Here is a 24993-nt window from a genome sequence, read left to right as displayed (position 1 = left end):
GCAGGTCGGAAGAGTATAGCGGAAATCCTCCCGAGGCGGATTTCTGCGGGCGCGCGCCACCGGCCACGTCACCAGCGGTATTTCGCCGCGAGCTGCCCCTTGACCACCGAGTAGTCGGACAGGTTGCCCTCCACGCCCAGGCTGGCGGACACCGAGAATTGCCGGCTCACCTGGCCGGTCGCACCGATCCGGACGGCAGCCCGGTCGCGCGGCACGCTGAACGAGAAGGCGTTGTGGTCGAGCGTCAGCGAGCGCGAGCCGGGGCCGTGCCACCAGTTCGCTTCGATGAACGGTCGAAGTTCGCGTCCGTGCGACATTGTGGTGACGCCGTGCACGCGTACGCCCAGGCGGGTGAGCACGTTGGTGGCGCCCTGGCCGTCGAGACGGCCGCCGGCGGTGCCGTGCGCGTCCGCGCGATAGTCGGATACGACAAGCTGCGCCTCGGGTTCGACGTAGAAGCGCGTGTCGCCCCGCTCGTGGAGCCGGAATGAATAGCCGGCCTCGAGCGAGCCCGTGACGGTGCGCGACCGGTACGAATCGCCCGCGAGGCTGCCGCCGACGCTGTTCGCGTAGGCGCCGTACATGATCCACGCGTCGACATACGGGCTCGACAGCGTGTCGCGGCTGCCGTACCACGTGCCGTACACGCCGACGTTGTAGCCGGCCACGCTGCCGCGCGCGGTGGCGTTCGTGACGCGGCCTTCGATCGCATTCCACAGCGGGCGTGTCGACCAGCTCGTGTCACTGCCATACATGCCCATCGCGCCGACGCGGAAGTGGCCGCCGCGGCCGTCGTCGAAACGGAGCAGATCCGCACCCGCATGGATCAGGCGGCCGTTGCCCGACACACTGCGTGTACCGCCGGACATCGACGTGAACTTGCCTTCGACGCGCAGCCAGGCTGCGCCATCGAGCGGACTCGGGGCCGCACCTGCGGCGCGTAGCGAACCGTCTTCGCGCTGTCGCAGTGTGTGAATCGCCATCATGGCCGCCGCGTCGGCGTTCGCCAGATAGGCGTCCGGTTCCGGCGCGACGGTGCGGAGCGGCGGTACCGTTTCCTTTTCGATGGGCGATTCGTCGCCTTCGCTGCCGCCGCCGGGCTGCGGGGGGATCGGCGGCACGGGAAGCGGCTCGGGGGGCGGCACGGGTTTCGCCGCGGACACGAGATACCAGTCTTGTTCCGTGCCACCCTGTCCGCCGCGCTTGAGCATGTAATCGTAGCCGCCCGCGGACAGCGTGCCAAAGCCTTGCCGGTAGCCGTCCGACGACGCATCGAGCGCGAACGCCGTTGTTTCCGTCGTGCCGCCGTTGCGCGTTTCGACGATCGAGATGCCGGTAGTCGTCTGGGCGCCTTCGCCGCCGTTGCGCTTCACGACAATGCCCGTATTGCCCGACGCATGTCCGCCGTCGATCACGAGCTTGTCGGTGGGCGATGCATCGTCGCGCAGCGTCGTGTGGATGAGCAGCTTGCCGTCACTGGCCGCATAGTCGCCTTTGACGACGAGCGTGCGTGGCGTGTCGGCGGCGGGGGCGGTGAACGCGATCGTCGAGCCGTTCAGCGCGACGGATCCGACCGTCGAATTCGCGGTGACCGTCCATCGGCTGTCCGTGTCGAGCGACAGCGTGCGCACCGCGCCCGTCGCGCCGGTCCACAGTGCCGCACCGGACAGTGCGACGTCGGTCACCGCGGGCGACGGCGGATCGCCATCGTCGGGCGGCCGGTTCACGATGTCGCCGGCCGCTTGCGCACCGGTGTCGAGCGTCAGCCGTACCGGAGCGCCTGACCGTGCATCGACGGACAGCAGCGTGCCGGTGCCGCTTGCGATGCGCGCGCCGTCGCGCAGCGAGATGCGCGCGTCGGACGCTTCGAGCGCGGTGTGCCGTTCGCTGAAGAGCGCGCCTCCGTCGATCGCCAGCGTGCCGCCGTAGACGCCCGCGGCCGCCGCGCGGTCGCCGGTGGCCAGGATGTCCGTGCGCCGCGCGTCGATCGTGCCGCCCGGTCCCGCGTAGAGCGCGGTGGCGTACTGACCGCTCGTCGCGACGACGCTGTTCTCGATCGATGCGATCGAACTCGCGCCGCTCGACAGTATCCCGTAGGCGCGCTGACCGCTCGTCGCGGTGCTGCCGCCCGTCATCGTGACGCGGCCGCCGAGCCGCGCGACCGCGCCGATCGAGCGGTCGCCTGTCGTGGTCACGTGCGTGTCAGTCGTTCGCACGACGGGTGTCTCGGTTGCGTATTCCTCTCTTGACGCATACAGCCCGTGTGCGCTGTTGCCATGCGTGAGCACGCGCGAGCGCACGAGTTCGACCGCGCCTTTGCGAGCATCGACGCCGACTGCTGCATAGCCTTCGGTTTCGAGGTGCGCGTCGCTGAACGTGGCCGTGGATGCCCCTGGCATGAACAGTGCCGATGCGTGGCTGCCGATCGTCCGGATGTCGGTGCGCGTGAGCGTGGCGAGGATGTCGTCATAGCTGAGGAACACGCCGTACGCGAAATCGCCAGCGGTGCGGACCAGCGTGTCGGCGACATTCGCGATCGCGCCGGGCGCATAGTTCACGGCGATGCCGTGGGCTTCGCTCCCACGTGTCACGACCGCGCTGTCGGCCAGATCGACGCGACTGCCGCTGACGTCGACATAGACGCCATGCGCGCTAGTGCCGTCGGTATCGATGGAGATGTTCTCGGCGAGCGCGCTGCCGCCCAGACGGACGTCGATGCCTTTGCCGAGGAAGCCGCGGGTGCGGATCTCGGTGTCGCGCAGTTCGAGGCGCGAGCCGGTGCCGGAGGCCGCCGCGCCGGGCGAATGGGCGCTGGACGAGAGCAGGCGCGTCTTGCCGGTGGTGGTCAAGACGCCGCCGTCGACAGCGGAAAACACCGGCTCGCCGTAGTCGGTCGTCGAATAGTCGCCGGGTGCTACCTCGAGCGTGACGCCGTCCGCGCGTTGCGCGCCGCCATCGGTGACCTGCGCCGACGACGGCCACGGCATGATCGCGCCGGCAAGCAGCGCGGCATGTGCGAGCTGCGTTGTGCGCGCCGGGGACGGTACCGAATGGCGCGGCACGTCCGTGTCGCGCCGTCTGCCGGAGGACGGCTGCAAATGCTGGAACTCGCGCTTCACCTGATGACTCCCGCCGTTGTTTGAAGAGGTAAAAATTAACCTGATCAGGAGGCGAGTGAAATTGGACGAGTTCGAATTGCGATGCAGCGGAGGTCGTATCGCAGGGTAATCGCACTTCATTGGTCAGCGCCGGACAGAGTCCGCGCATCCAGCGAACGAAACAGGTTTCGAATTGCAGCGGATCGAGTGCCGCGAATACCCGACCGAACGTATCGTTCGATGGAATCCCGCGCTCCAGCGGTACGTACCGGCGCAACCAGTCGAGCTTCGACTCGCCCCGGATCTGAATCGCGACCCAACTGTCGGCCCCCGACAGAATCGCGCACAGCGAGACAAACGGGATCTCCCGCAAATCATGCGGGGACGGGCGGCTACACGGATCCGTCAAACCTCCGAATGCTTCACTTCCTGCTGCAAGACGGACTGTCGACGGGTTTCTCTCAGGGCGAAAATCGTCACTACATCCTGCTTCGGACAGGCTTTCAAGCAAACGGAAGCCTTCTTTAACGATTGACACATTTCGTGCGATTGCCCTGGGCCGTATCGCGAGCGCGCCTGATACGCGCGTTACGCGCAGCCGTTCACTGCAGGATCAACCGCAAATGCGTATCGGCCTGCTCGCCCGGCGGCTTCTGGAACCCGCCCTTCGCGAACCGATGCCACCTGCCGATCACATAGCTGACGAGCAGGCTCGCGCGCGCGGCGGGATCGTAATCGGCCGGCAGCACGAACGGCGCCGCGCCATCGGGCGCCTGCGCCTCCGTCCGCGCGACCCGCAGGCATTGCTTGACGGTCGCCTCGATCCGGTCGAGCAGCTGGTTCACGCGCTCGGTGAGCCGATCGTCCTCGCCGACCAGCGCCTCGCCGGTCAGCACGCGCGTCATCCCGGGGTTCTTCGCAGCGAAATTGAGCATCGTCAGCGCGATCGTGCGCGCCTGCAGCACGCCGTTCGGCTCCTTCGCGACGATCTGGTTGACGAGGCCGAACAGCGCCTGCTCGATGAACTCGATCAGCCCTTCGTACATCTTCGCCTTGCTGGCGAAGTGCCGGTACAGCGCGGCTTCCGACACGTCGAGCCGGGCCGCGAGCGCGGCCGTCGTGATTTTTTCCGGCTTCGGCGCCTCGAGCATCGCGGCGAGCGTCTGCAGGATCATCACGCGCCGCTCGCCCGGCTTCGGGCGCGGGCGGGACGGCGTGGCATGGTCTTCCGTTACGGCTTGGTCCTGCGGGTAAGTCGGCTGCATTTCTGTCGCCCCGATCGTGTGCCCAGTCGCAGCGATTTTAACGAACGAATGCGCTGGTCGACATAGTGCGGCCGGCCGATGTTCGGCAGATGGCCCGGCAGGTGCCCGGTGATCCACACCGTGCCGATGCCGAGGCGCTTGTAGCGCTTCAGGTGGCTGCGGGTATCCTCGACGAGGATGGCGTCGGCGAGCCGCGCGTGCGCGGCGCGCAGCGTCCGGCGCAGCATCGTGTGATCCGGCTTCGCGCGCCACGCGCGCCGGTCACGCATGTGCTCGATCGCGATCACGCGCTCGAACAGCCGCTCGATGCGCAGCTCGCGCAGCACCGCGCGCGCATAGTTCTCGGGCGCATTGGTCAGCACGAACTTGCGGCCCGGCAGCGCGGCAATGATGCGCGCGAGACCGCGCTCGGCGCGCAGCATCGCGGGCAGGTCGGAAAACGTGTGGACGACCCGCAGGAAGTCGTTCGGGTCGATCGGGTGATGGCGCGTGAGGCCGAGGAGCGCGGCGCCGTAGCGCTGCGTGTAGCCGGTGCGCAGCCGGTCGGCTTCGGCGCGCTCGACGTGGAGCGCGTCGATGATGTACTGCGTCATCGCGCGGTTGATCTCCGGAAAGATCGCGTGCGATGCGTGGTGAAGCGTGTTGTCGAGATCGAACAGCCAGACGGGGGCGCCGGCGCGCGGCCGGCTGCGGGAGATGCGCCGGCGTCGCAACGACGCCGGCAGGCCGGGGCTGGCTGGCTGGCGGCGCGCGCTCAATGCGAGCGGATCATCGTGCCGAACGGCTGCTCGGTCAGGATTTCCAGCAGCACCGAGTGCTCGATCCGGCCGTCGACGATGTGCACCGACTTCACGCCGCTCTTCGCCGCGTCGAGGGCCGACGAGATCTTCGGCAGCATGCCGCCCGAGATCGTGCCGTCCTCGAACAGCGCGTCGATCTCGCGCGCGGACAGGTCGGTCAGCAGGTTGCCGTCCTTGTCCATCACACCGGGGATGTTGGTCATCATCAGCAGCTTCTCGGCGTTCAGCACCGTGGCGAGCTTGCCCGCGACCAGATCCGCGTTGATGTTGTACGAGAGGCCGTCTTCGCCGAAGCCGATCGGCGAGATCACCGGGATGAATGCGTCGTCCTGCAGCGCCTTCACGACCGCCGGGTTGATCGCTTCGACTTCGCCGACCTGGCCGATGTCGATGTACTGGCCCGGGTTGTCGCGGTCCGGCATCAGCAGCTTGCGTGCGTGGATCAGGCCGCCGTCCTTGCCCGTCAGGCCCACCGCGTGGCCGCCGAAGTGGTTGATCAGCATCACGATGTCCTGCTGCACTTCGCCGCCCAGCACCCACTCGACGACTTCCATCGTTTCTTCGTCGGTCACGCGCATGCCCTGGATGAAGGTGCCGGCCTTGCCGATCTTCTTCAGCGCGTGATCGATCTGCGGGCCACCGCCGTGGACGATCACCGGATTGATGCCGACCAGTTTCAGCAGGATCACGTCGCGCGCGAAGCCCTGCTTGAGCCGCTCTTCCGTCATCGCGTTGCCGCCGTATTTGATCACCACGGTCTTGCCGTGGTAGCGGCGGATGTACGGCAGCGCTTCGGCGAGGATTTCTGCTTTCAGCGTGGGGGCGATCTGCGAGAGGTCGATGGGCTCGGACATGGCGGCGGCTCTGGCTGGGAACGGTTGAAACAGGGCGAATTGTACAGGAGTGGCGCAGCGCAGCATCGGGTTTTTGGGCTGGCCGGAAGGCGGTGGCGCGGACCGGGGGCCGCGCGCGGCGGCCCGCCGGCCATGGCGCCGGGCCCCGCGGCGGCGGCCCGGGCGGGGTGGGCGGCGCGCGCGTGCGGCCGTGTTTTCGGCACGCATCGGCCGGACGGCCGACGTGCAAAATCCGTGCGCCGCGCTATGCTTGTCGCGTGGGGCGACTTCATGCCCGCTTCCGCGATTCCACCATGACCGATTCCGCCGCCGACGCACGTTCGACCCCGCGCCGCGCACGCTGTCCGTGCTGCGGGCGGAGCTTCGACTGCGGCGCCCGTACGCAGCCGTTCGACTGCTGGTGCGCGTCGATGCCGGCCCTGCCCGGCGCCGCGCAGCCGGCAGCCGGCGCGCGCTGCCGGTGCCCGGAATGCCTCGCCGACGAGATCGCGCAGCGCATGGCCGGTGCGCCCGGCTGACGGCGCAGGCCCGTGCATCGGACGAAATGCCGGCTTGCCCGCCGGGCCGTTCGTCGATTCCGATCCGGCCCCGGTAGAGGCGCCGGGCGCTAAACGGGTAAACTGCTCGGATGCAACGAATCACCACCACCGGGCGCGTCAACCTCAGTCACCTGTTCTGGCTGCGCAATCTCGCGATCATCGGCCAGCTCGTGACGATCGGCGTCGTGCAGACCTATTTCGGCGTGCATCTGCCATTGCCGGCGATGCTGATGGTCATCGCGCTCGAAATCGTTTTCAACGCGCTGACCTGGGTGCGCGTGCTGCGCGCGCGGCCCGAGACCAATTTCGAGCTGCTCGGCCAGTTGTGGGTCGACCTCGGTGCGCTGTCGGCGCTCCTGTTCCTGTCGGGCGGCACGACCAACCCGTTCGTGTCGCTGTACCTGCCGTCGCTCGCGATCGCGGCGGCCGTGCTGCCGTGGCACCTGATGATCTGGCTCGCGGCGTTCGCGGTCGCGTGCTACGCGGCGCTCGGCTTCGATTCGGTGCCGCTCAACATGGATAACCCGGCGAACCTGTTCGACTACTACCGCACCGGGATGTGGGCGAACTTCATGGTCAGCGTCGGGCTGATCGCGTGGTTCGTGGCGCGCATGTCGAACGCGCTGCGCCAGCGCGATGCAGCGCTCGGCGAAGCGCAGGCGCACCTGCTGCGCGACGAGCGGGCGGTCGCGCTCGGCGTGCAGGCCGCCACCGTCGCGCACGAGATGGGCACGCCGCTGTCGACGATCGCGATGCTCGCGGAGGAGCTGCGCGACGCGGCACGCGCCGATCCGGGGCTCGCGCGCTACGAGGCCGACCTGAAGGTGCTCGAGGAGCAGATGACGCTTTGCACGTCGGCGCTGGCGCGCCTGCGCAGCCGGGCGAGCGCGCCGGCGAGCCGTCAGCCGGTGGACGACTGGCTCGACACCTTCGTCGAGCACTGGCGCCTGCGGCATCCGCACGTGCAGTTCGAGCTGCTCGGCGCACGACCGTCGGGCGTCGCGCTCGACGACACGGTCGCCGCCGGCCAGATCCTGACGATCCTGCTCGACAACGCCGCGCGGGCGAGCCCGCACCGCGTGACACTGGCCGCGAAGCTCGCGTACAACGAGCGGGCGGCCGACCAGATCGAATTCGAGGTAAGCGACGACGGCCCCGGGATTCCGGCCGCGTTGCGCGAATCGCTCGGCGCGATGCCGGTCGACAGCACGCAGGGCGGGCACGGGGTCGGCCTGTACCTCGCGTTCAGCGCGGCCGTGCGGCTCGGCGGCGAGATCGAGCTGTCCGACGTCATGCCGCGCGCGGCCGGCGGCAACGGGCGCGCCGGTGGCGGTGCGAATGGCCATGCCACTGCTGCGTCGGGCCAGCGAGCAAGCGAACGCGCGGTGCTCACGCAGGACAGCCGCCCGGCCGGCGGCCCCGGCCGCGGCACGCGTGCCGTGCTGCGCCTGCCGGTGGCGCGCATCGCGGTGCCGGCGGCCTCAACCAACACGTAGACGGAGAAACCACATGAGCGAGAACAATTTCCTGGTGATCGACGATAACGAGGTGTTCGCGGGTACGCTCGCGCGCGGCCTCGAGCGCCGCGGCTATGCGGTCCAGCAGGCGCACGACAAGGAGACGGCGCTGCGGCTCGCGGCCGGCGGCAAGTTCCAGTTCATCACCGTCGACCTGCATCTCGGCGAAGATTCGGGCCTGAGCCTGATCGCGCCGCTGTGCGACTTGCAGCCCGACGCGCGGATTCTCGTGCTGACCGGCTACGCGAGCATCGCGACGGCCGTGCAGGCCGTGAAGGACGGCGCCGACAACTATCTCGCGAAGCCCGCGAACATCGAGTCCATCCTGGCCGCGCTGCAGACCAATGCCAGCGAAGTGCAGGCAGACGAGGCGCTCGAGAATCCGGTCGTGCTGTCGGTCGACCGGCTCGAATGGGAGCACATCCAGCGCGTGCTGGCGGAGAACAACAACAACATCTCGGCGACCGCGCGCGCGCTGAACATGCACCGCCGCACGCTGCAGCGCAAGCTCGCGAAGAAGCCGGTGCGCCAGTAAGCCGGGCGCGTTATCCGCGCGGGCCCGGGGCCAGCGGCACGCGTGCGACGATCTCGCGTTTCAGCATGAGCGCGATCAGCGCCGAGTAGAAAATGTTGCCGAGCAGCGGCGCGAGCCCGCCGACCACGATGGCGGTGGCGACGGGCCACGGGTTTGCCGATGCGCAGCGCGCGACGAAGTGGATGCCGAGATAGACCGTCACGCCGGCGAGCGCCGTACCGGCCAGCGCGCCCAGCCAGGCGAGCGCAAACGCGACGTTGTAGCGGGGCAGCGAATCCCGCCTGATACGCTGCATGAGCGAGCGAATGTCGGCACGCGTCAGCGCGCGCAAGGCAGGTACGAATTGGCCGGCGATGGACGGATAGATGATCATCGGATGGCGGTGACGGTTCGGAGTCAGGGGCGTTCCGATTCTAGGGACGCTTCGGCCCGCTGGCCACCTGACGCATTCCGAATCGCAGATCGCTGCGCGGCATCGCGCAGCCATGAAAAAACGGGCGACCCCGATGAGGTCGCCCGTTCGTCTGTCCGACGCCGCGCGCGTTACAGCACGTAGCGCGACAGGTCCTCGTCCTGCGACACTTCGCCGAGCGCACGGTCGACATACTTCGCGTCGATCGTCACGCGCTCGCCGGCGTGGTTGCCGGCCGAGAACGACACTTCCTCGAGCAGCTTCTCGATTACCGTGTACAGCCGGCGCGCACCGATGTTCTCGGTCTTCTCGTTGACCGAATACGCGATCTCGGCCAGGCGGCGGATGCCGTCGTCGGCGAACTCGAGCTGCACGTCTTCGGTCGCGAGCAGCGCCTGGTACTGCTTGACGAGGCTCGCGTCGGTCGCGACCAGGATCGCCTCGAAGTCCTTCACCGACAGCGAGTCGAGCTCGACGCGGATCGGGAAGCGGCCCTGCAGTTCCGGAATCAGGTCGCTCGGCTTCGCGAGGTGGAACGCGCCGCTCGCGATGAACAGGATGTGATCGGTCTTCACCATCCCGTACTTGGTGTTGATCGTCGTGCCTTCGACGAGCGGCAGCAGGTCGCGCTGCACGCCCTGGCGCGACACTTCGCCGCCGCTGCCTTCGTTGTTGCGCGACGTGATCTTGTCGATCTCGTCGAGGAACACGATGCCGTTCTGCTCGACGTTCTGCACGGCCTTCGCCTTCACTTCCTCGTCGTTGAGCATCTTCGCCGCTTCCTCGTCGGTCAGCAGCTTCAGCGCTTCCTTGATCTTTACCTTGCGGCGCTGCTTCTTGCCGCTGCCGAGGTTCGAGAACATCGAGCGGATCTGCTCGGTCATCTCTTCCATTCCGGGCGGCGCCATGATGTCCATGCCGGCCGACGGCTGCTCGATATCGAGCTCGACTTCCTTGTCGTCGAGCTGGCCTTCGCGCAGGCGCTTGCGGAAGGTCTGGCGCGTCGCGTTGTTGTCGTCGTTCGCGTGTTCGGCATTGCCGCCGAAGCCGACCGCGCGCGGCTGCGGCAGCAGGATGTCGAGGATGCGGTCTTCCGCCTGGTCGGTCGCCTTGCTGCGCACCTTGCGCATCTCGGTTTCGCGTGTCTGCTTGACCGAGATCTCGATCAGGTCGCGCACGATGCTGTCGACGTCGCGGCCGACGTAGCCGACTTCGGTGAACTTGGTCGCTTCGATCTTGATGAACGGCGCGTCGGCGAGCTTCGCGAGGCGGCGCGCGATTTCGGTCTTGCCGACGCCCGTCGGCCCGATCATCAGGATGTTCTTCGGCGTGATTTCCTGGCGCAGCGGGTCGGCGACCTGCTGGCGGCGCCAGCGGTTGCGCAGCGCGACCGCGACGGCCTTCTTCGCCTTGTCCTGGCCGATGATGTGCTTGTCGAGTTCCGAGACGATCTCGGCAGGGGTCATGGTGCTCATGGTGCGGTCCTTACTCGATCGTTTCGATGATGCGGTTGTGGTTCGTGTAGATGCACATGTCGCCGGCGATCTCGAGCGACTTCTCGACGATCTCGCGCGGCGACAGCTCGGTGTTCTCGGCGAGCGCGCGGGCCGCGGCCTGCGCGTACGCACCGCCCGAGCCGATCGCGCAGATGCCGCCTTCAGGATCGAGCACGTCGCCGTTGCCGGTGATCACGAGCGTGGTGGTCGCATCGGCCGTGATCAGCATCGCCTCGAGGCGGCGCAGCATCCGGTCGGTGCGCCAGTCCTTCGCGAGCTCGACGGCCGCGCGGGTCAGGTTGCCCTGGTGCTTCTCGAGCTTCGCCTCGAAGCGATCGAGCAGCGAGAACGCATCGGCGGTGCCGCCCGCGAATCCGACCAGTACCTGGTTGTTGTAGATCCGCCGCACTTTCCGCGCGCCACCCTTCATGACGATGTTGCCGAGTGTTACCTGGCCGTCGCCGCCGAGTGCGACCTTGTCGCCGCGCCGGACCGAAACGATGGTCGTGCCGTGAAATTGCTCCATCTGCGTTCCTTGAGAAAAACGGGGAAGAGTCGGGCGGCGCGGGGCGCCGCCGCATGAATCGCAGTGCGCCGGGGAGCGGCCCGGCGCGCGTCCGATTCATTTTAGGGCGGGCGCCGGGATATCAAGAGGGGGGAGCAAATCGGCCAACCGGGAGCCGGTGCCGGAAAAACAAAAAGCGCGCGGCAGGCCGCGCGCTTTCGGGAAGCAGCGTGTCGGAGCGGAACGCCGCTCGATCAGTCGCCGAACAGTTTCTGGCGCAGCTCGCGGCGCTCTTGCGCCTCGAGCGACAGCGTGGCCGTCGGGCGCGCGAGCAGGCGCGGGATGCCGATCGGTTCGCCGGTTTCCTCGCACCAGCCGTAATCGCCGGAATCGATGCGGGCGAGCGATTGCTGAACCTTCTTGAGGAGCTTGCGTTCGCGATCGCGCGTACGCAGCTCGAGCGCGTGCTCTTCCTCGATCGTCGCGCGATCGGCGGGGTCGGGCACGATCACCGTCTCGCGCAGGTTCTCGGTCGTCTGGCCTGCATTCTTGAGGATGTCCGCCTGCAACTGTTCGAGCCGATTTTTGAAGAAGGCGAGCTGATCCTCATTCATGTAATCCTTGTCGCTCATCTTCAGGATTTCGGCTTCGGTCAAGAGTTTCTTCGTCATCTGCTTGCTTCTTCAATGTGCGGCAAATCAAGAGATATTGCCTGCACTTTGGGATTACCCGCAACCGCGCTTGCAATCATTTGCGATTTGCCGCCGCGGGGCCGAAAGCCTCTGGAAAACCGGTTCTCAAATACCAGGATAGGCCTGGCGCGGATTTGCGCGCGCGGCGAACCGGTGCTGCGCGGCAGATCGCATCGGCCGCGGCCGGGTGGCGGATGAGCGATCCGGCGCGGTTGCGATGCCCGGATATTGGTTCAGCAAGAACCGGGCCTGTTATTACCGTACTCCAGCGGGCACGTATTGTAACTGAATCGCAAGCGGGCGCCGTATCGGGTCGATCCCCGTCGGCTGCGCCAATATCTAGAAAATATAACGCGCAAATCGCGAAAAAGCGATGACGACGAAACCCTGCCCGGAAAAGGCACCGCGGCGACGGCCGCGGCCGCCCGCGAAGGCGGCCGCCCGGGCGGCGCACGGCGCCTGCCTGGACGCTCAGGCGAGGCAGGCGTCGAGGCCGTCGGTGATCAGGTCCTGCGGGAGGTCGACACCGATGAACACCATCTTGTTGGTCTTCTTCTCGACCGGCAGCCACTTCGCGGCAAGGTCGCTGCCCATCATCTGGTGCACGCCCTGGAACACGACCTTGCGATCGACGCCCTTCATGTACAGCACGCCCTTGTAGCGCAGCATCCGTTCGCCGTAGATCTGCAGGATGCCGCCGAGGAAGTCTTCCAGCTTGTTCGGGTCGAACGGGCGGTCGTTGCGGTACACGAACGACTTGATCTTGTCGTCGTGGTGCGCGTGGTGGTGATGGCCGTGGTCGTGATCGTGCGCGCATTGACCGTGATCGTGGTCGCAATGCGCGTGATCGTGGTCATGGTCGTGATCGTGGTGCTGGTGCGCGTGATCGTCCTCGGCGAGGAAGTCCGGGTCGATCTCGAGCTTCGCGTTCAGGTTGAAGCCGCGCAGGTCGAAGATTTCCTTGATGTCGGCTTCGCCGAAGTTCACGACCTTGATCGTCGCCTTCGGGTTCATGTGCATCAGGCGGTGCTTGAGCGCCGCGACGGCCTGGTCGTCGACGAGGTCCGACTTCGTGATGAACAGGCGATCGGCGAAGCCGACCTGGCGCTGCACCACTTCGTGTTCGTCGAGCTGCGCGTTCGCATGCTTTGCGTCGACCAGCGTGATGACGGCGTCGAGCAGGAAATCGTCGGCGATCTCGCTGTCGATGAAGAAGGTCTGCGCGACGGGGCCCGGGTTCGCGAGGCCGGTCGTCTCGATCACGATGCGGTCGAAGTCGAGCTTGCCTTCGCGCTTCTTCGCGGCCAGATCGCCGAGCGCGCGGGCGAGGTCGCCGCGGATCGTGCAGCAGATGCAGCCGTTGCTCATCTGGATGATCTGCTCGTTCGAATCCTGCACGAGGATCTCGTTGTCGATGTTCTCTTCGCCGAATTCGTTCTCGATCACGGCGATCTTCATGCCGTGCTGTTCGTTCAGGATGCGCTTGAGCAGCGTCGTCTTGCCGCTGCCGAGAAAGCCGGTAAGGATGGTGACGGGAGTGGCCATGTCGGTCGCCTGTGGTTCGTGAATCGGGGTCAAAACCAGGATGGGTGCGTCGCGCCTTCGACTCGCGAGCCGGGGCGCACAACCATCCATTGAAACATACCTGTCAAGCCCTCGCCCGTCGTCCGGACGACAGGCTCGAGCGCGGGTCCGCCAGCGCGGAAGGGCCGGCGGACGCGGGTGTGCGTCTAGATCGGGGCGATCAGACGATTTGCAACAGCAGGCCCTTCAGATATTCGCCTTCCGGGAACGCAGCGAGCAGCGGGTGATCGACGCCCGCGCCGAGCCGCTTCAGGATGCGTGCGTCGACCTTTGCGTCGGCGGCCGCGCCCGCGACGATCTTCTGGAACAGGTCCATGTCGATCGCGCCCGAGCACGAGTACGTAAACAGCAGGCCGCCCGGACGCAGCAGCTTGAAGCCGCTGAGGTTGATGTCCTTGTACGCGCGGGCCGCGCGGTCGACGCTGTCGCGGGTTGGCGCGAACTTCGGCGGATCGAGCACGATAAGGTCGAAGCGCTCGCCTTCGTCGACGAGGCGACGCAGCGTCTTGAACGCGTCCGCGTCGAGCCAGGTCGCGCGCTCGGTGTCGAAGCCGTTGGCCACGACGTTCTGTTGCGCGAGCGCGAGCGCATCGCCCGACGAGTCGATCGACACGACGCGCGTCGCGCCGCCCTTGAGCGCCGCGAGCGAGAAGCCGCCCGTATAGCAGAAGCAGTTGAGCACGTCGCGGCCGGCCGCGTATTGCGCGACGAGCGCGCGGTTGTCGCGCTGGTCGACGTAGAAGCCCGTCTTGTGGCCGTTCGGCACGTCGACGTGATAACGCACGCCGTTTTCGTTCGCGATCAGCGTCGCGGGCGGCGCGTCGCCGGCGAGCACGCCGGTCGTCTGCTCGAGGCCTTCCTTGTCGCGGATCGATACGTCCGAGCGTTCGTACACGTTCGGGCAGCCGGTCGCGCTGCTGAGTGCCGCGACGATCGCGTCCTTCCACGCTTCGACGCCGGCGGCCATGAACTGGCACACGAGCTGGCCGCGCGGCGCGGTGCCGGGCTCGGCGGTGTCCGCGATGTAGTAGTCGACGATCAGCCCCGGCAAGCCGTCGGCCTCGCCGAACACGAGCCGTACCGCGCCGGTGCCCGACACCATCGTCGTGCGGTGCGCGACCGCGCGCTGCACGCGGCGCTTGAAGAACGCGTGATCGATCGGCTCGTTCTCGTCGAAGCTCCATGCGCGCACGCGGATCTGCGATTGCGGGCTGTACGCGCCGCGCGCAAGGAAGCGGCCGTCGTGCGCACGCACGATCACGGTCGCGCCGGGCGCGGGCTTGCCGTCGACGCGGTCGATCGCATTGGCGTAGACCCACGGATGCCGGCGCAGCAGCGATTTTTCCTTGGACGGTTTGAGTGTGACGGTTTGCATGATCGGATCGAAATGGGCCGCGCCCGGCGCCGGCCGTGGCCGGTTGCCGCGCGCGGCGGGTAACACGGGATGCGCGTCAGTCGCGCTTCTTCGCGCGCGGATGCGCGCTGTCGTAAATCTTCGCGAGATGCTGGAAATCGAGCGACGTATAGACCTGCGTCGCGGCGACGCTCGCGTGGCCCAGCAGTTCCTGTACGGCGCGCAGGTCGCCGCTCGACTGCAGCACGTGCGTCGCGAACGAGTGGCGCAGCACGTGCGGGTGGACGTTGGCGGGGATGCCCGCGGTGAGGGCCGCACGCTTCACGCGGTCGCGCACGACGCCTGGTGCCATGCGATTGCCGCGCACCGATACGAACAGCGGGTGCGGATCGTGCTTCACGAATTCGCCGCGCACCGCGAGCCACGCGTTCAGCGCGTCGATCGCCTTGCGGCCGACCGGCACCTTGCGTTCCTTGTTGCCCTTGCCGAGCACGGTGACTTCGGCTTCGGCGAGATCGAGCCAGCCGGCCGAGCGGTAGCCGTCGCCTTGCGTGTACATGACGTCGAGCCCGACCAGTTCCGCGAGGCGCAGCCCTGACGAATAGAACAGCTCGAGGATCGCGTGATCGCGGATGCCTTCGGTCGTGTTGGGCAGCGGCGTATCCATCAGTGCGACCGCGTCGTCGACCGACAGCGCTTTGGGCAGTGGTTTCTCGCGTTTCGGCGCACGAACCCCGGCGACGGGATTCGCGGGCATCTCGATGCGCTGCGCGAGCCAGCGGTAGAACGCGCGCCAGGCGGACAGCCGGTGCGAGATCGAGCGCGCGGACAGCCCGCCCGCATGCGCGCGCACGACCGCGCCGCGCATGTCGGCGGCCGTCAGCGCGGCGAGCGGCCGGCCGGCCGCGAGCTTCTTCAGTTCGTCGAGTTCGTGCGTGTACGCGCGCAGCGTGTGTTCCGACAGCAGCCTGACGTGCTTCAGGTTCGACAGGTAGGCGGCGATCGGATCGTCGGTCATCGCGGGCGCGACATCAGTGCGGCAGCAGGCGCGTGAGCGCGGCGCTCGCGAGCGTCGCGATCTGCGCGAGGAAATCGGTGGCCATGCCGTCGTGGAAGCGGCGCGGATCGGGCGAGCCGAGCACGAGCAGGCCGAACGCGGGCGCATCGGTGCCGGCGAGCGGCGCGCGCAGCGCGAGCAGCGCGACCGACGTGGGTGAGCCGTCGCCGGCCGGCGCGGCTTCGGCGCTTTCCGCAGCATTCGCGGCCGGTGCGGCGAGCGCGGGCGCGAGCCATTGGGCCGCTTCGAAACCGGTATTCGCGCCGCAGTACGGCGTCGACAGCCCGTTCGTGAAGAGCCGCACTTCCTCGCCGACCTGGCGCGCGAATTCGGCCTGCGCGTAGGTGTCGGCGACATCCCACACGCGCAGTGCCGTTTGCGGCACGTCGAACACGTCGGCGATGCCGTCGGCGATCGTGCGCGGCAGCGCGTACGGGTCGCGTTCCGCGATCACGCGTGCGGTCCAGCGGCTGAACTTCGCGGACAGGCTGTCGTTCTCGTGCCCGTAGCGCACGAGCTCGGCGAGCCGGCGCTCGAGATGCTTGTTCTTGTCGCGCAGCATCTCCATCTGCCGCTCCTGCAGCGAGATCGCGGCCTTGCCGTGCGGGTTCGCGAGACGGATCGTCGCGAGCAGCTCCGCGTGTTGCGCGAAGAATTCGGGATTGGCGAGCAGGTAGTCGGCGACTTCGCGATCGTTCATGGGGCTGGAGCGTTCAGTTATCAGGACGTTGAAGGGTCAGACGTGCAGGTCGATCTCGCCTTCGAAGACGGTCGCGGCGGGACCGGCCATCATCAGCGCGGCCGCTTCGTCGCGCGCGCCGTCCCAGCCGATCGTCAGCGTCCCGCCGTGCGTGTGCACGGTCACGGGCGTATCGAGCAGGCCGCGCCGGATGCCGGCCGCCACCGCCGCGCACGCGCCGGTGCCGCACGCGAGCGTCTCGCCCGCGCCGCGCTCGTACACGCGCAGCTTCACCTCGTTGCGCGACACGATCTGCATGAAGCCGGCGTTCACGCGCTGCGGAAAGCGTGCGTGGCGCTCGATCAGCGGGCCTTCTTCGAGCACCGGATACGCTTCGGCGTCGTCGACGATCTGCACCGCGTGCGGGTTGCCCATCGACACCGTCGAGATCCAGCGTGTGTGCCCGCCGACGTCGAGCGGCCACAGCGTGTCGTTGCCTTCCGTCTGGCCGTCGAGCCCCGCCGCGTCGAACGGCACCTGCGCCGGCGCGAACACGGGTGCGCCCATGTCGACGACGACTTCACCGTTGTCCTGCATCGTCAGCGTGATCAGGCCCTTCATCACCTGCACGCGCACGCTGCGCTTGCCGGTCAGGCCGCGGTCGCTGACGAACTTCACGAAGCAGCGCGCGCCGTTGCCGCAGTGTTCGACTTCGCCGCCGTCGCAATTGAAGATCCGGTACTTGAAATCCGCACCGTCGACGGTCGGTTTCTCGACCAGCAGCAGCTGGTCGGCGCCGATGCCGAAGTGTCGGTTGGCGAGCGCGCGTACCTGCGCTTCGGTGAGCGGCGGCAACGCGCGCGAATAGCCGTCGAGCACGACAAAGTCGTTGCCCGCGCCGTGCATCTTGGTGAACGAGAGTTTCACTGGGTCCGGAATTCCATGACGAACAAGGCGGTCGGCGCGACGGACGCGGGGTGCCGCTATCCCGGGCGGCCTCGTTCGTCGTGCTGATCTCAACCGCAAATGATACATGCAGCCGACAGGGGCGTCCTGCGCGGGCGGGGCGCCGGGCGTCGTTTGAACGGCGGAGCGGGACGGTGTCGGCCGATCGGCTGACCGGTTGCGCGGGCAGAGCGTGGGCAGATTGAGGTGGTGCGGTGTGGCGAGCGTTGTCGCGACAGGTGAATCCGGCGTCACGTGGGCGGCGCTGTCGCGCATCCTGCACGGCCATGCTGGCATCTCGCCTGAAATGGCACTGCGTCTCGAAGCCTGGCTGGGCGAGGAAAACGGCGGGAAGGCGGATCTGTGGCTCGCGCAGCAGTCGGCCTGCGATCTCCGGCAGGCGCGTGCGAAAGGCGCGCCGAAGGTGGCGAGGGTGCAGGCGCGCGTGTAACGGCGCGCCCGCGGGTTCGACTCAATAGAGGCTCGGCTCGCCCGGCGGGCGCGTCTTGAAGCGCTTGTGGACCCAATAATACTGCTCGGGTATCAGCGGAATCTGTTCCTCGAGGAATTCGTTCATCCGCCGCGCGTCGAGATCGTCGTCGCCGGTCGGGTAGTTGGCCCACGGCTTGAACACCTTCAGCCGGTAGCCCTTGTAGTTCGGCAGCACCTCGCCGATAAAGGGCAGAACCTGCGCGTGGCCGGTCTTTGCGAACCGGCCGACGGCCGTCAGCGTGCACGCGGGCACGCCGAAGAAGGGTACGAACGTCGAATTGCGCAGCCCGTAGTCCATGTCGGCGCCGAGCATCACGGGCTTGCGGTCGCGCAGCCAGCGCAGCACGATTCGCGCGCTGTCGGCCCGGCTCGCGAGTTCCGCGCCGAAGCGGCTGCGGCCGGCTTTGGCCGCGGCATCGATTTCCGGGCTCTTCATCGGCGTGTAGAGCGAGCCGCACGGACGGTCGAGTGCGAGATTGAGCGCCATGGAGCCTGCCTCGATGCCGACGAAATGGAAGCCGAGCAAGAGCGTCGGCGGCATGTCCGGATCGCTGAGGTCGACCTCGCTTTCAACCGTAAACAGCTTGCGGTAGGCCTGTTCCGACGCGAACCACTGGTAGCTGCGCTCGACATAGCTGCGGATCGCGTGGCGGAAATGCAGGCCCGCCACTTCCTCGCGCCGTTCGTCGCTCCAGTCGGGGAAGCAGAGTTTCAGATTGATATGTACGATGCGCTTTCGCCGGCTGGGAATCTGGTACAGCAGCCAGCCGAGGCCGTCGCCGAGCCGTGCGGTCAGTCCGTACGGCAGCAGGGCGAGCAGCTTCAGCAAGCCGATGGCGAGGTGCGTGCCGAGGCGGCCTAGCATGCGGAATCTCCGTGGGGCCGGCTGGCCGGCACGTTGCGAACAGGGGGGTAGGACAGCGGATGATGCAGCACGGGCGGCGCTCTGTGACAATTCACGAAAGCCGCTATAATACGGGCTTCGCCGAGTTAACTGACAACTTGCGGGGCGAAGCCGGCTGGCGCGAAGCGCGCTGCCCGGTCCTGGTAATCCGCTAAAGCGTCGCCGCTTCAGGCCTAACGAAGCTGGCTACGTGAAACCCACCGTAACCACACAGGAGCCTGAAAAAGTGGCAAACGATTATCTCTTCACGTCCGAATCCGTCTCCGAAGGCCATCCGGACAAGGTCGCGGACCAAATCTCGGACGCGATTCTCGACGCCATCCTCGAGCAGGACAAATATTCCCGCGTCGCAGCCGAAACGCTGTGCAACACGGGTCTCGTCGTTCTGGCCGGTGAAATCACCACGACGGCCAACATCGATTACATCCAGATCGCGCGCGACACCATCAAGCGCATCGGCTACGACAACACCGAGTACGGCATCGACTACAAGGGTTGCGCGGTGCTCGTCGCGTACGACAAGCAGTCGCCGGACATCGCGCAGGGTGTCGATCGCGCACATGACGACAACCTCGATCAAGGCGCGGGCGACCAGGGCCTGATGTTCGGTTACGCGTGCGACGAAACGCCCGAACTGATGCCGCTGCCGATCCACCTGTCGCACCGCCTCGTCGAGCGCCAGGCCAGCCTGCGCCGTGACGGCCGCCTGCCGTGGCTGCGCCCGGACGCGAAGTCGCAGGTGACGATCCGCTACGTCGATGGCCGCCCGGATTCGATCGACACCGTCGTGCTGTCCACCCAGCACGCACCGGACATCGAACTGCCGGCGCTGCGCGAAGCCGTGATCGAGGAAATCATCAAGCCGACGCTGCCGGCCGACCTGATCAAGGGCGACATCAAGTTCCTGGTGAACCCGACCGGCCGGTTCGTGATCGGCGGTCCGCAGGGCGACTGCGGCCTGACGGGCCGCAAGATCATCGTCGATACCTACGGCGGTGCCGCACCGCACGGCGGCGGCGCGTTCTCGGGCAAGGATCCGTCGAAGGTCGACCGTTCGGCAGCGTATGCCGGCCGTTACGTCGCGAAGAACATCGTCGCGGCAGGCCTCGCATCGCGCGCGCTGATCCAGGTGTCGTACGCGATCGGCGTTGCCGAGCCGACCTCGGTGATGGTCAACACGTTCGGCACGGGCCGCGTGTCGGATGCGGTGATCACGAAGCTCGTGCGCGAGCATTTCGACCTGCGTCCGAAGGGCATCATCAAGATGCTCGACCTGCTGCGCCCGATCTACGAGAAGACGGCAGCTTACGGCCACTTCGGCCGCGAAGAGCCGGAATTCTCGTGGGAAGCGACCGACAAGGCACTCGCACTGGCCGAAGCGGCCGGCGTGGAGCCGACGGCACGCGTCGCGTAAGCGCCGTTCGCCCGAAACGAAAAACCCCGGCATGCCGGGGTTTTTTTATGCGAGTCGAGCGCCGTAGAGATGACGGCGATCGAGGCGGGCCTTGCCCGCCGGCGCGGCTTCAGCGTGCGCCGAACCCGAACCAGCCGTTGCTCGCCGCCAGGCGGCGCGGGCGGTTGACGCGGCGCTGCGGGCCCAGCGCGCGGCGCAGCGCGAGCGCGCGCAGCGACGACGGCTTCTGCAGCAGCGAGCGCAGGCCGGCGCGGCGTGCGAACGCCTGCGCGCTCATCATCGAGAAGAACGCGTGGAACCACGCGCGGATGCCGTCCAGCCGGCTGTGCGCGTGCGTGTGCTCGGCGAGCGCCTGCGTGCGGGCGCGGTGATGGCGCAGCGGGCGGGCAGGAGCGGACGGCACGACGCGCTTCGCAGCGCGGCTGAGACGGGAAGTCAGACGGAATGGCATGTGAACGATGCTTCGCTTGTATGGGTGGCGCCCTTGAAGAGCGCACTGGTATGAACGGCCTCGGATGGCGCAACGCATCTTACCGAAAGTCGTTGCGCGCCGCGCCCGCCAGAATTGACAGGCCGCGACAGGCTACAGGGCTTTCGTGACGCGCAAAAGTCGCGATAAACCCTTGTGCCGCAAGCGTGTTTCCGCATACCGCCTGTCGTTGAGGCTCGCGCCGCGCCGCACAGTTCCCTTGAGCCAGATCAAATCGGCAATTGGCATGCCCCTGCGCACGACAATGGTGCTGTTCGCGGCATCCGGCGCCGATTTACAATCGTCACATTCACACAATAAACGTCTGGCATCCCATGTCGTCTCCATTGCAGTCGGAATCGATCCGCGCGCAAGTCGCGGAATTGCGCGAACGCGGCTTCGTCGTCGCGCGCGGCCTCGTCGGCGAAGCGCAGTGCGCGGCGCTCAAGCAGATCGCGGAGCGCCAGTTGCAGGAAGCGGCGGAGCCGATCGAGTTCGAGGCGGACCTGCGCTACCCGGGCGCGCCCGAGTCGAAGCATGCGCCGGGCGGGCATACGGTGCGGCGATTGCTCGACGCATACACGCGTGATCCGGCGTTCGCCGAACGCGCGATCGCGCCGGAAATCGGCGTGTGGATGCGCGAGTACTTCGGCGAGCAGCCGGTGCTGTCGCGCGCGCATCACAACTGCATGATGACGAAGCACCCCGCGTACGGCAGCCTCACGGGCTGGCATCGTGATTTCCGTTACTGGTCGTTCGAGCGCGCGGACATGGTGTCGGTGTGGCTCGCGCTCGGGCCGGAAACGAACGAAAACGGCGCGCTCTGGCTGGTGCCGGGTTCGCATACGGCCGAATTCGGGCCGGAAGCGTTCGACGACGCGAAGTTCTTCCGCAGCGACCTGCCGGAAAACCGCAAGATGATCGACGCGGCAACCTGCCCGCCGCTCCAGGCGGGCGACGTCGTGTTCTTCCACTGCAACACGCTGCATTCGGCGGGGCAGAACCGTTCCGACCAGGTGAAGTTCTCGCTCGTGTACACGTATCACGGGCTGAGCAACCGGCCGGTGCCGGGCACGCGTTCGGCGACGAAGCCGGAAGTGCAGTTCTAGCCGCGCTGCGGGCCGGCGACGACGCCGCGCCGATTGCCCGATGGGGCGCGGCGGCCGCATGGGCGCATGAAAAGACGGGCGGCCTGGCCGCCCGTTGCGTTTTGCGCGGCCCGCTCGCGCGATGCGGGCCGTTGCCGGTCGCGCGGCTGCGCGATCAGCGCTTGTTGGCCGGCATCGCGAGGCCGGTCAGGCCGATCAGCAATGCGACGGCGCCGCCCGCGATCAGCAGGATCGTCTTCGTGGCGGGCGAGCCGGTGAAGAAGCGCGACACGTTGTCGTTGATCGAATGAAACGACTGTCCGCCGAAATACAGCAGCACGACGCCGACGACGAGCAGCGCAACCGAGATGACCCGGGACATACCAACCTCGCTGTAACGGTGATTCGAGACGCCGCAGTGTAGGCGACGTGCGCGGCCGCGTCCATCGCCGTGCGCGCTTGCGCCCCGTTCGCTACCATAGCCGTCATAGGTTTCCTTCGCCGCCGGCGCGCGCTGTTCGCGTGCGGCGCGCGTCCCTTCCCCGACGTCCTGACGGAACAGACCCATGGCCTACGAAGCAGCTCCCGAACGTTATGCCGACATGCAATACCGCACCTGCGGCAAATCCGGGCTCAAATTGCCCGCCTTGTCGCTCGGCCTGTGGCACAACTTCGGCGACTCGACGCCGATCGCGACGCAGCGCGACATCCTGCGCACCGCGTTCGACCTCGGCATCAATCACTTCGACCTCGCGAACAACTACGGGCCGCCGTACGGCAGCGCCGAAACCAACTTCGGGCGGCTGCTGAAGGAGGATTTCCGGCCGTACCGCGATGAACTGCTGATCTCGACGAAGGCCGGCTGGGACATGTGGCCGGGCCCGTACGGCAGCGGCGGCGGCTCGCGCAAGTACGTGCTCGCGAGCCTCGACCAGAGCCTGCAGCGGATGGGGCTCGACTACGTCGACATCTTCTATTCGCACCGCTTCGACGCGCACACGCCGCTCGAGGAGACGGCTGGTGCGCTCGCGTCGGCGGTGCAGCAGGGCAAGGCGCTGTACATCGGCATCTCGTCGTATTCGGCCGCGAAGACGCGCGAGATGGCCGAGCTGCTCGCGCGATACCAGGTGCCGCTGCTGATCCACCAGCCTTCGTACAACATGCTGAACCGCTGGATCGAGCCCGACCTGCTCGGTACGCTCGACGAGATCGGCACGGGCAGCATCGCGTTCACGCCGCTCGCGCAGGGGCTGCTCACGTCGAAATACCTGAACGGCGTGCCGGCCGATGCGCGGGTGAACAAGCCGGGCGGCGGCTCGCTGAAGCAGGATCATCTGAGCGCGGACAACCTCGAGCAGGTGCGCAAGCTCAACGGCATCGCCGAACGGCGCGGGCAGAGCCTCGCGCAAATGGCGCTCGCGTGGGTGCTGCGCAATGGCCGCGTGACGTCCGCGCTGATCGGCGCGAGCCGTGCGGAGCAGGTGCGTGAAAACGTCGGCGCGCTGAAGAACCTCGAATTCTCGGCCGACGAACTTGCGGAGATCGATCGCTACGCGACCGAAGGCGGCATCAATCTGTGGGAAAAGCCGTCCACCGACCAAGCGATCTGACCGGCAGCAAAGGCAGTCGATACGGGATGCGAACTATCGCATGCCGTATCGCAGCGCACGCACACAAGCCGTCACGTCGCTGCAATGCAGCGATGTGACTGGCGGCGCGCGCCAACGTGTCGCTACAGCAGCGCTGGCAGGCCTTCGACGAGCAATACCGCAACGCCGACGCCGAGGATGACGCCGAGCACGCGCAGCAGGTTGTGGCGGAATTCGGTTGCGCACGGCACCGCGCCGAGAAATAGCGCTCCGGCCAGCGCCATCGGAATCAACAGGATGAAGTCGCCGATCGTGAAATAGGTCGTCATGCGTGTCTCCGTAGTCGGCCGGAACAGGCGCAGGCGCGTCTTCCAGCCCCATGCCGGGCATTTCTAATGTTGGGCCGACCCGATTGCGAGCGGGGCGGACAGTTCGAGTATAGGCAACCTCGCGGCGCTTTTCGCTATCCGAACCATTAAAAGTCTGCGGAAAAACCCGAGGATTCCGCATTTTTCCCGCGAATTAGACGAATGCCTTGCGCAAGTCTTTCCCGTTCCTTTCGTTTTGTGCGGAAACGTCGTACGTGTTCGATATGGTCCGCCGCACCCGCGGGCGCGGCGGACCATCCGCTTACGCGCGATCGGGTTGCGCGCGAACGGCCGGCGTGCGGAACACGAGCGCGAGCCCCGCGACGATCGCCCCCATGCCGGCGAGCGCGAGCGGCTCGGGCCGGTTGCCGAGCCATACCGCATCCATCAGCGTGGTGACGACGGGCACGAGATAGAACAGGCTCGTCACGTTGACGAGATCGCCGCGCTGCATCAACCGGTAGAACAGCAACTGCGCGATCACCGAGATCACGATGCCGAGCCACAGCAGCGGCACGACGAACGCCCAGCTCGCATCGAGCGAGATCGGCCGGAACGGCAGGATCGCCATGCACAGCGCGAGGCCGATCGCGTTCTGCAGCGTCAGCACGTCGGCGGGTGCCGCACGCACGCGCTTTTGCAGCAGCGAGCCGACAGTCAGCGCGACGAGCGCCGTGAGCGCGCACGCGACGCCGATGATCGGCAGGCCGGCACCGCCCACGCCGCGGCATACGACGAGCGCGAGACCGGCCAGCGACAGCCCGAGCCCGGCGACGCGCATCGGCTGCCAGCGCCGCTCGACGATCGCGAGCGTGAGGATCGGCTGCACGCCGAGGATCGTCGCGAGCACGCCCGGTGCGATCCCGCGCTCGAGCGCGAGCAGATAGAAGATCGAATAGCCGCCCATCATCAGCAGGCCGGTCAGCGCGGCGATGCGCCGCTCGCCGCGCGGCGGCAGCCAGCGTCCGCGCATCATGGCCAGCACGAGCAGCACGAACGACGCGAGCGCGAAGCGTGCGGTGAGAAAGACGAACGCGGATGCGTGACGCAGACCGAGTTCAGCGAAGATCGCGCCGCTGCTCCACAGCAGCACGAAGAGCGACGTCACGCCATGCGCGGCGAGCGCGCGTTTGAACGAAACCATGTGAATCCACCTGTCGAACGGATCGAAACGTTCCATGTCGCGCGCGCAGCAACACGCCGTGCGTGATGACGCACGAACGGCCGCAAACGGGCGAATGGAAAACGGAAAACGAAAGCCGGCTGGTCAGCCGACGCGTGCCGCCGGCGGGGGCGGCGCGGCGCCGACGAGCGGCGGTGCGACAGGAGGAGGGAGG

25 protein-coding genes and 1 pseudogene are annotated in these 24993 nt (G+C 67.2%); 7 read left to right on the top strand and 19 right to left on the bottom strand.

Features of this window, described 5'->3' with window-relative positions; genetic code table 11:
* Window positions 1-68 precede the first annotated feature (68 nt).
* From PI86_RS01470 to argB, 5 genes and pseudogenes are all read right to left on the bottom strand, one after another.
* Window positions 69-3119 (bottom strand): autotransporter family protein, encoded by a 3051-nt coding sequence (locus PI86_RS01470; RefSeq protein ID WP_235362667.1) that lies wholly within the window; start codon window positions 3117-3119, stop codon window positions 69-71.
* Window positions 3120-3246: 127 nt separating this feature from the next.
* Window positions 3247-3636, bottom strand: a pseudogene (locus PI86_RS17575) (ISAs1 family transposase); the annotation flags it as partial.
* A 64-nt stretch (window positions 3637-3700) separates the two neighbouring features.
* Window positions 3701-4363, bottom strand: coding sequence for a nucleoid occlusion factor SlmA (gene slmA / locus PI86_RS01465; RefSeq protein ID WP_039317976.1), 663 nt, complete (start codon window positions 4361-4363; stop codon window positions 3701-3703).
* Window positions 4330-5121 carry a pyrimidine 5'-nucleotidase gene (locus tag PI86_RS01460; RefSeq protein WP_039317973.1) on the bottom strand — a complete coding sequence of 264 codons (792 nt, stop codon included), beginning with the start codon at window positions 5119-5121 and terminating at the stop codon, window positions 4330-4332. The genes slmA and PI86_RS01460 overlap by 34 nt, the downstream gene beginning before the upstream one ends.
* The gene (argB, locus tag PI86_RS01455) at window positions 5118-6017 is read right to left on the bottom strand and encodes an acetylglutamate kinase (RefSeq protein ID WP_006490510.1); all 900 of its coding nucleotides are present in this window, start codon (window positions 6015-6017) and stop codon (window positions 5118-5120) included. Before argB ends, PI86_RS01460 begins: the two co-directional genes overlap by 4 nt.
* A gap of 293 nt (window positions 6018-6310) precedes the next feature.
* On the opposite strand from argB, the gene PI86_RS01450 reads away from it, so the two are divergent.
* The 3 genes from PI86_RS01450 to PI86_RS01440 all read left to right on the top strand — a co-directional run bounded on the left by PI86_RS01450 (window position 6311) and on the right by PI86_RS01440 (window position 8608).
* On the top strand, window positions 6311-6535 hold the full coding sequence (locus PI86_RS01450) for a cysteine-rich CWC family protein (protein WP_039317961.1): 225 nt from the start codon (window positions 6311-6313) through the stop codon (window positions 6533-6535).
* A 110-nt stretch (window positions 6536-6645) separates the two neighbouring features.
* Window positions 6646-8052, top strand: a complete 1407-nt coding sequence (locus PI86_RS01445) for an ATP-binding protein (RefSeq protein ID WP_039317959.1) — start codon at window positions 6646-6648, stop codon at window positions 8050-8052.
* Window positions 8053-8065: 13 nt separating this feature from the next.
* Entirely contained in the window at window positions 8066-8608 is a 543-nt protein-coding gene (locus tag PI86_RS01440; RefSeq protein ID WP_014895727.1) for a response regulator transcription factor, read from the top strand.
* Between the two features lie 10 nt (window positions 8609-8618).
* Here PI86_RS01440 and PI86_RS01435 read toward each other — a convergent pair whose 3' ends face one another.
* From PI86_RS01435 to dapF, 9 genes are all read right to left on the bottom strand, one after another.
* A complete protein-coding gene (locus tag PI86_RS01435; RefSeq protein WP_039317956.1) occupies window positions 8619-8981 on the bottom strand; it encodes a hypothetical protein in 363 nt (120 codons plus the stop codon).
* A gap of 170 nt (window positions 8982-9151) precedes the next feature.
* On the bottom strand, window positions 9152-10495 hold the full coding sequence (gene hslU, locus PI86_RS01430; protein ID WP_014895729.1) for an ATP-dependent protease ATPase subunit HslU: 1344 nt from the start codon (window positions 10493-10495) through the stop codon (window positions 9152-9154).
* A gap of 10 nt (window positions 10496-10505) precedes the next feature.
* Window positions 10506-11042 carry an ATP-dependent protease subunit HslV gene (gene hslV / locus PI86_RS01425; RefSeq protein ID WP_006760749.1) on the bottom strand — a complete coding sequence of 179 codons (537 nt, stop codon included), beginning with the start codon at window positions 11040-11042 and terminating at the stop codon, window positions 10506-10508.
* A gap of 233 nt (window positions 11043-11275) precedes the next feature.
* Complete coding sequence (gene dksA, locus PI86_RS01420; protein WP_006477498.1) at window positions 11276-11692, bottom strand: RNA polymerase-binding protein DksA; 417 nt, start codon at window positions 11690-11692, stop codon at window positions 11276-11278.
* A gap of 492 nt (window positions 11693-12184) precedes the next feature.
* Window positions 12185-13258 carry a CobW family GTP-binding protein gene (locus PI86_RS01415; protein WP_014895730.1) on the bottom strand — a complete coding sequence of 358 codons (1074 nt, stop codon included), beginning with the start codon at window positions 13256-13258 and terminating at the stop codon, window positions 12185-12187.
* A 199-nt stretch (window positions 13259-13457) separates the two neighbouring features.
* Complete coding sequence (locus tag PI86_RS01410; RefSeq protein ID WP_039317943.1) at window positions 13458-14672, bottom strand: class I SAM-dependent rRNA methyltransferase; 1215 nt, start codon at window positions 14670-14672, stop codon at window positions 13458-13460.
* 76 nt (window positions 14673-14748) lie between these two features.
* Window positions 14749-15669, bottom strand: coding sequence for a tyrosine recombinase XerC (gene xerC, locus PI86_RS01405; protein WP_039317940.1), 921 nt, complete (start codon window positions 15667-15669; stop codon window positions 14749-14751).
* A 13-nt stretch (window positions 15670-15682) separates the two neighbouring features.
* Entirely contained in the window at window positions 15683-16408 is a 726-nt protein-coding gene (locus PI86_RS01400) for a DUF484 family protein (RefSeq protein ID WP_039317938.1), read from the bottom strand.
* Between the two features lie 36 nt (window positions 16409-16444).
* The gene (gene dapF / locus PI86_RS01395; RefSeq protein ID WP_039317935.1) at window positions 16445-17314 is read right to left on the bottom strand and encodes a diaminopimelate epimerase; all 870 of its coding nucleotides are present in this window, start codon (window positions 17312-17314) and stop codon (window positions 16445-16447) included.
* Between the two features lie 235 nt (window positions 17315-17549).
* Here dapF and PI86_RS01390 point away from each other — a divergent pair, with 235 nt between their 5' ends.
* A complete protein-coding gene (locus PI86_RS01390) occupies window positions 17550-17783 on the top strand; it encodes a helix-turn-helix transcriptional regulator (protein ID WP_235362666.1) in 234 nt (77 codons plus the stop codon).
* 21 nt (window positions 17784-17804) lie between these two features.
* On the opposite strand, the gene PI86_RS01385 is transcribed toward PI86_RS01390, so the two are convergent.
* On the bottom strand, window positions 17805-18689 hold the full coding sequence (locus PI86_RS01385) for a lipid A biosynthesis lauroyl acyltransferase (protein WP_039317929.1): 885 nt from the start codon (window positions 18687-18689) through the stop codon (window positions 17805-17807).
* Between the two features lie 265 nt (window positions 18690-18954).
* Here PI86_RS01385 and metK point away from each other — a divergent pair, with 265 nt between their 5' ends.
* Window positions 18955-20142 carry a methionine adenosyltransferase gene (gene metK, locus PI86_RS01380; protein WP_039317926.1) on the top strand — a complete coding sequence of 396 codons (1188 nt, stop codon included), beginning with the start codon at window positions 18955-18957 and terminating at the stop codon, window positions 20140-20142.
* A 109-nt stretch (window positions 20143-20251) separates the two neighbouring features.
* Here the strand turns inward: metK and PI86_RS01375 are convergent, their stop codons facing one another.
* Window positions 20252-20593: a hypothetical protein gene (locus PI86_RS01375; protein WP_014895738.1), complete on the bottom strand. Its 342-nt coding sequence runs from the start codon at window positions 20591-20593 to the stop codon at window positions 20252-20254.
* A gap of 353 nt (window positions 20594-20946) precedes the next feature.
* Here PI86_RS01375 and PI86_RS01370 point away from each other — a divergent pair, with 353 nt between their 5' ends.
* A complete protein-coding gene (locus PI86_RS01370) occupies window positions 20947-21720 on the top strand; it encodes a phytanoyl-CoA dioxygenase family protein (protein WP_039317923.1) in 774 nt (257 codons plus the stop codon).
* Between the two features lie 154 nt (window positions 21721-21874).
* Here PI86_RS01370 and PI86_RS01365 read toward each other — a convergent pair whose 3' ends face one another.
* Complete coding sequence (locus tag PI86_RS01365; protein ID WP_039318214.1) at window positions 21875-22081, bottom strand: DUF3185 family protein; 207 nt, start codon at window positions 22079-22081, stop codon at window positions 21875-21877.
* 184 nt (window positions 22082-22265) lie between these two features.
* On the opposite strand from PI86_RS01365, the gene mgrA reads away from it, so the two are divergent.
* On the top strand, window positions 22266-23309 hold the full coding sequence (gene mgrA, locus PI86_RS01360) for an L-glyceraldehyde 3-phosphate reductase (RefSeq protein WP_039317920.1): 1044 nt from the start codon (window positions 22266-22268) through the stop codon (window positions 23307-23309).
* Between the two features lie 122 nt (window positions 23310-23431).
* On the opposite strand, the gene PI86_RS01355 is transcribed toward mgrA, so the two are convergent.
* Window positions 23432-23617, bottom strand: coding sequence for a hypothetical protein (locus PI86_RS01355; protein WP_014895742.1), 186 nt, complete (start codon window positions 23615-23617; stop codon window positions 23432-23434).
* A 301-nt stretch (window positions 23618-23918) separates the two neighbouring features.
* On the bottom strand, window positions 23919-24800 hold the full coding sequence (locus PI86_RS01350; RefSeq protein WP_039318213.1) for a DMT family transporter: 882 nt from the start codon (window positions 24798-24800) through the stop codon (window positions 23919-23921).
* Window positions 24801-24993 lie beyond the last annotated feature (193 nt).

Source organism: Burkholderia sp. A9, assembly GCF_000801975.1.
Note: the sequence above shows the minus strand (reverse complement) of the source record. Positions and strands in the feature narration are given on the sequence as shown.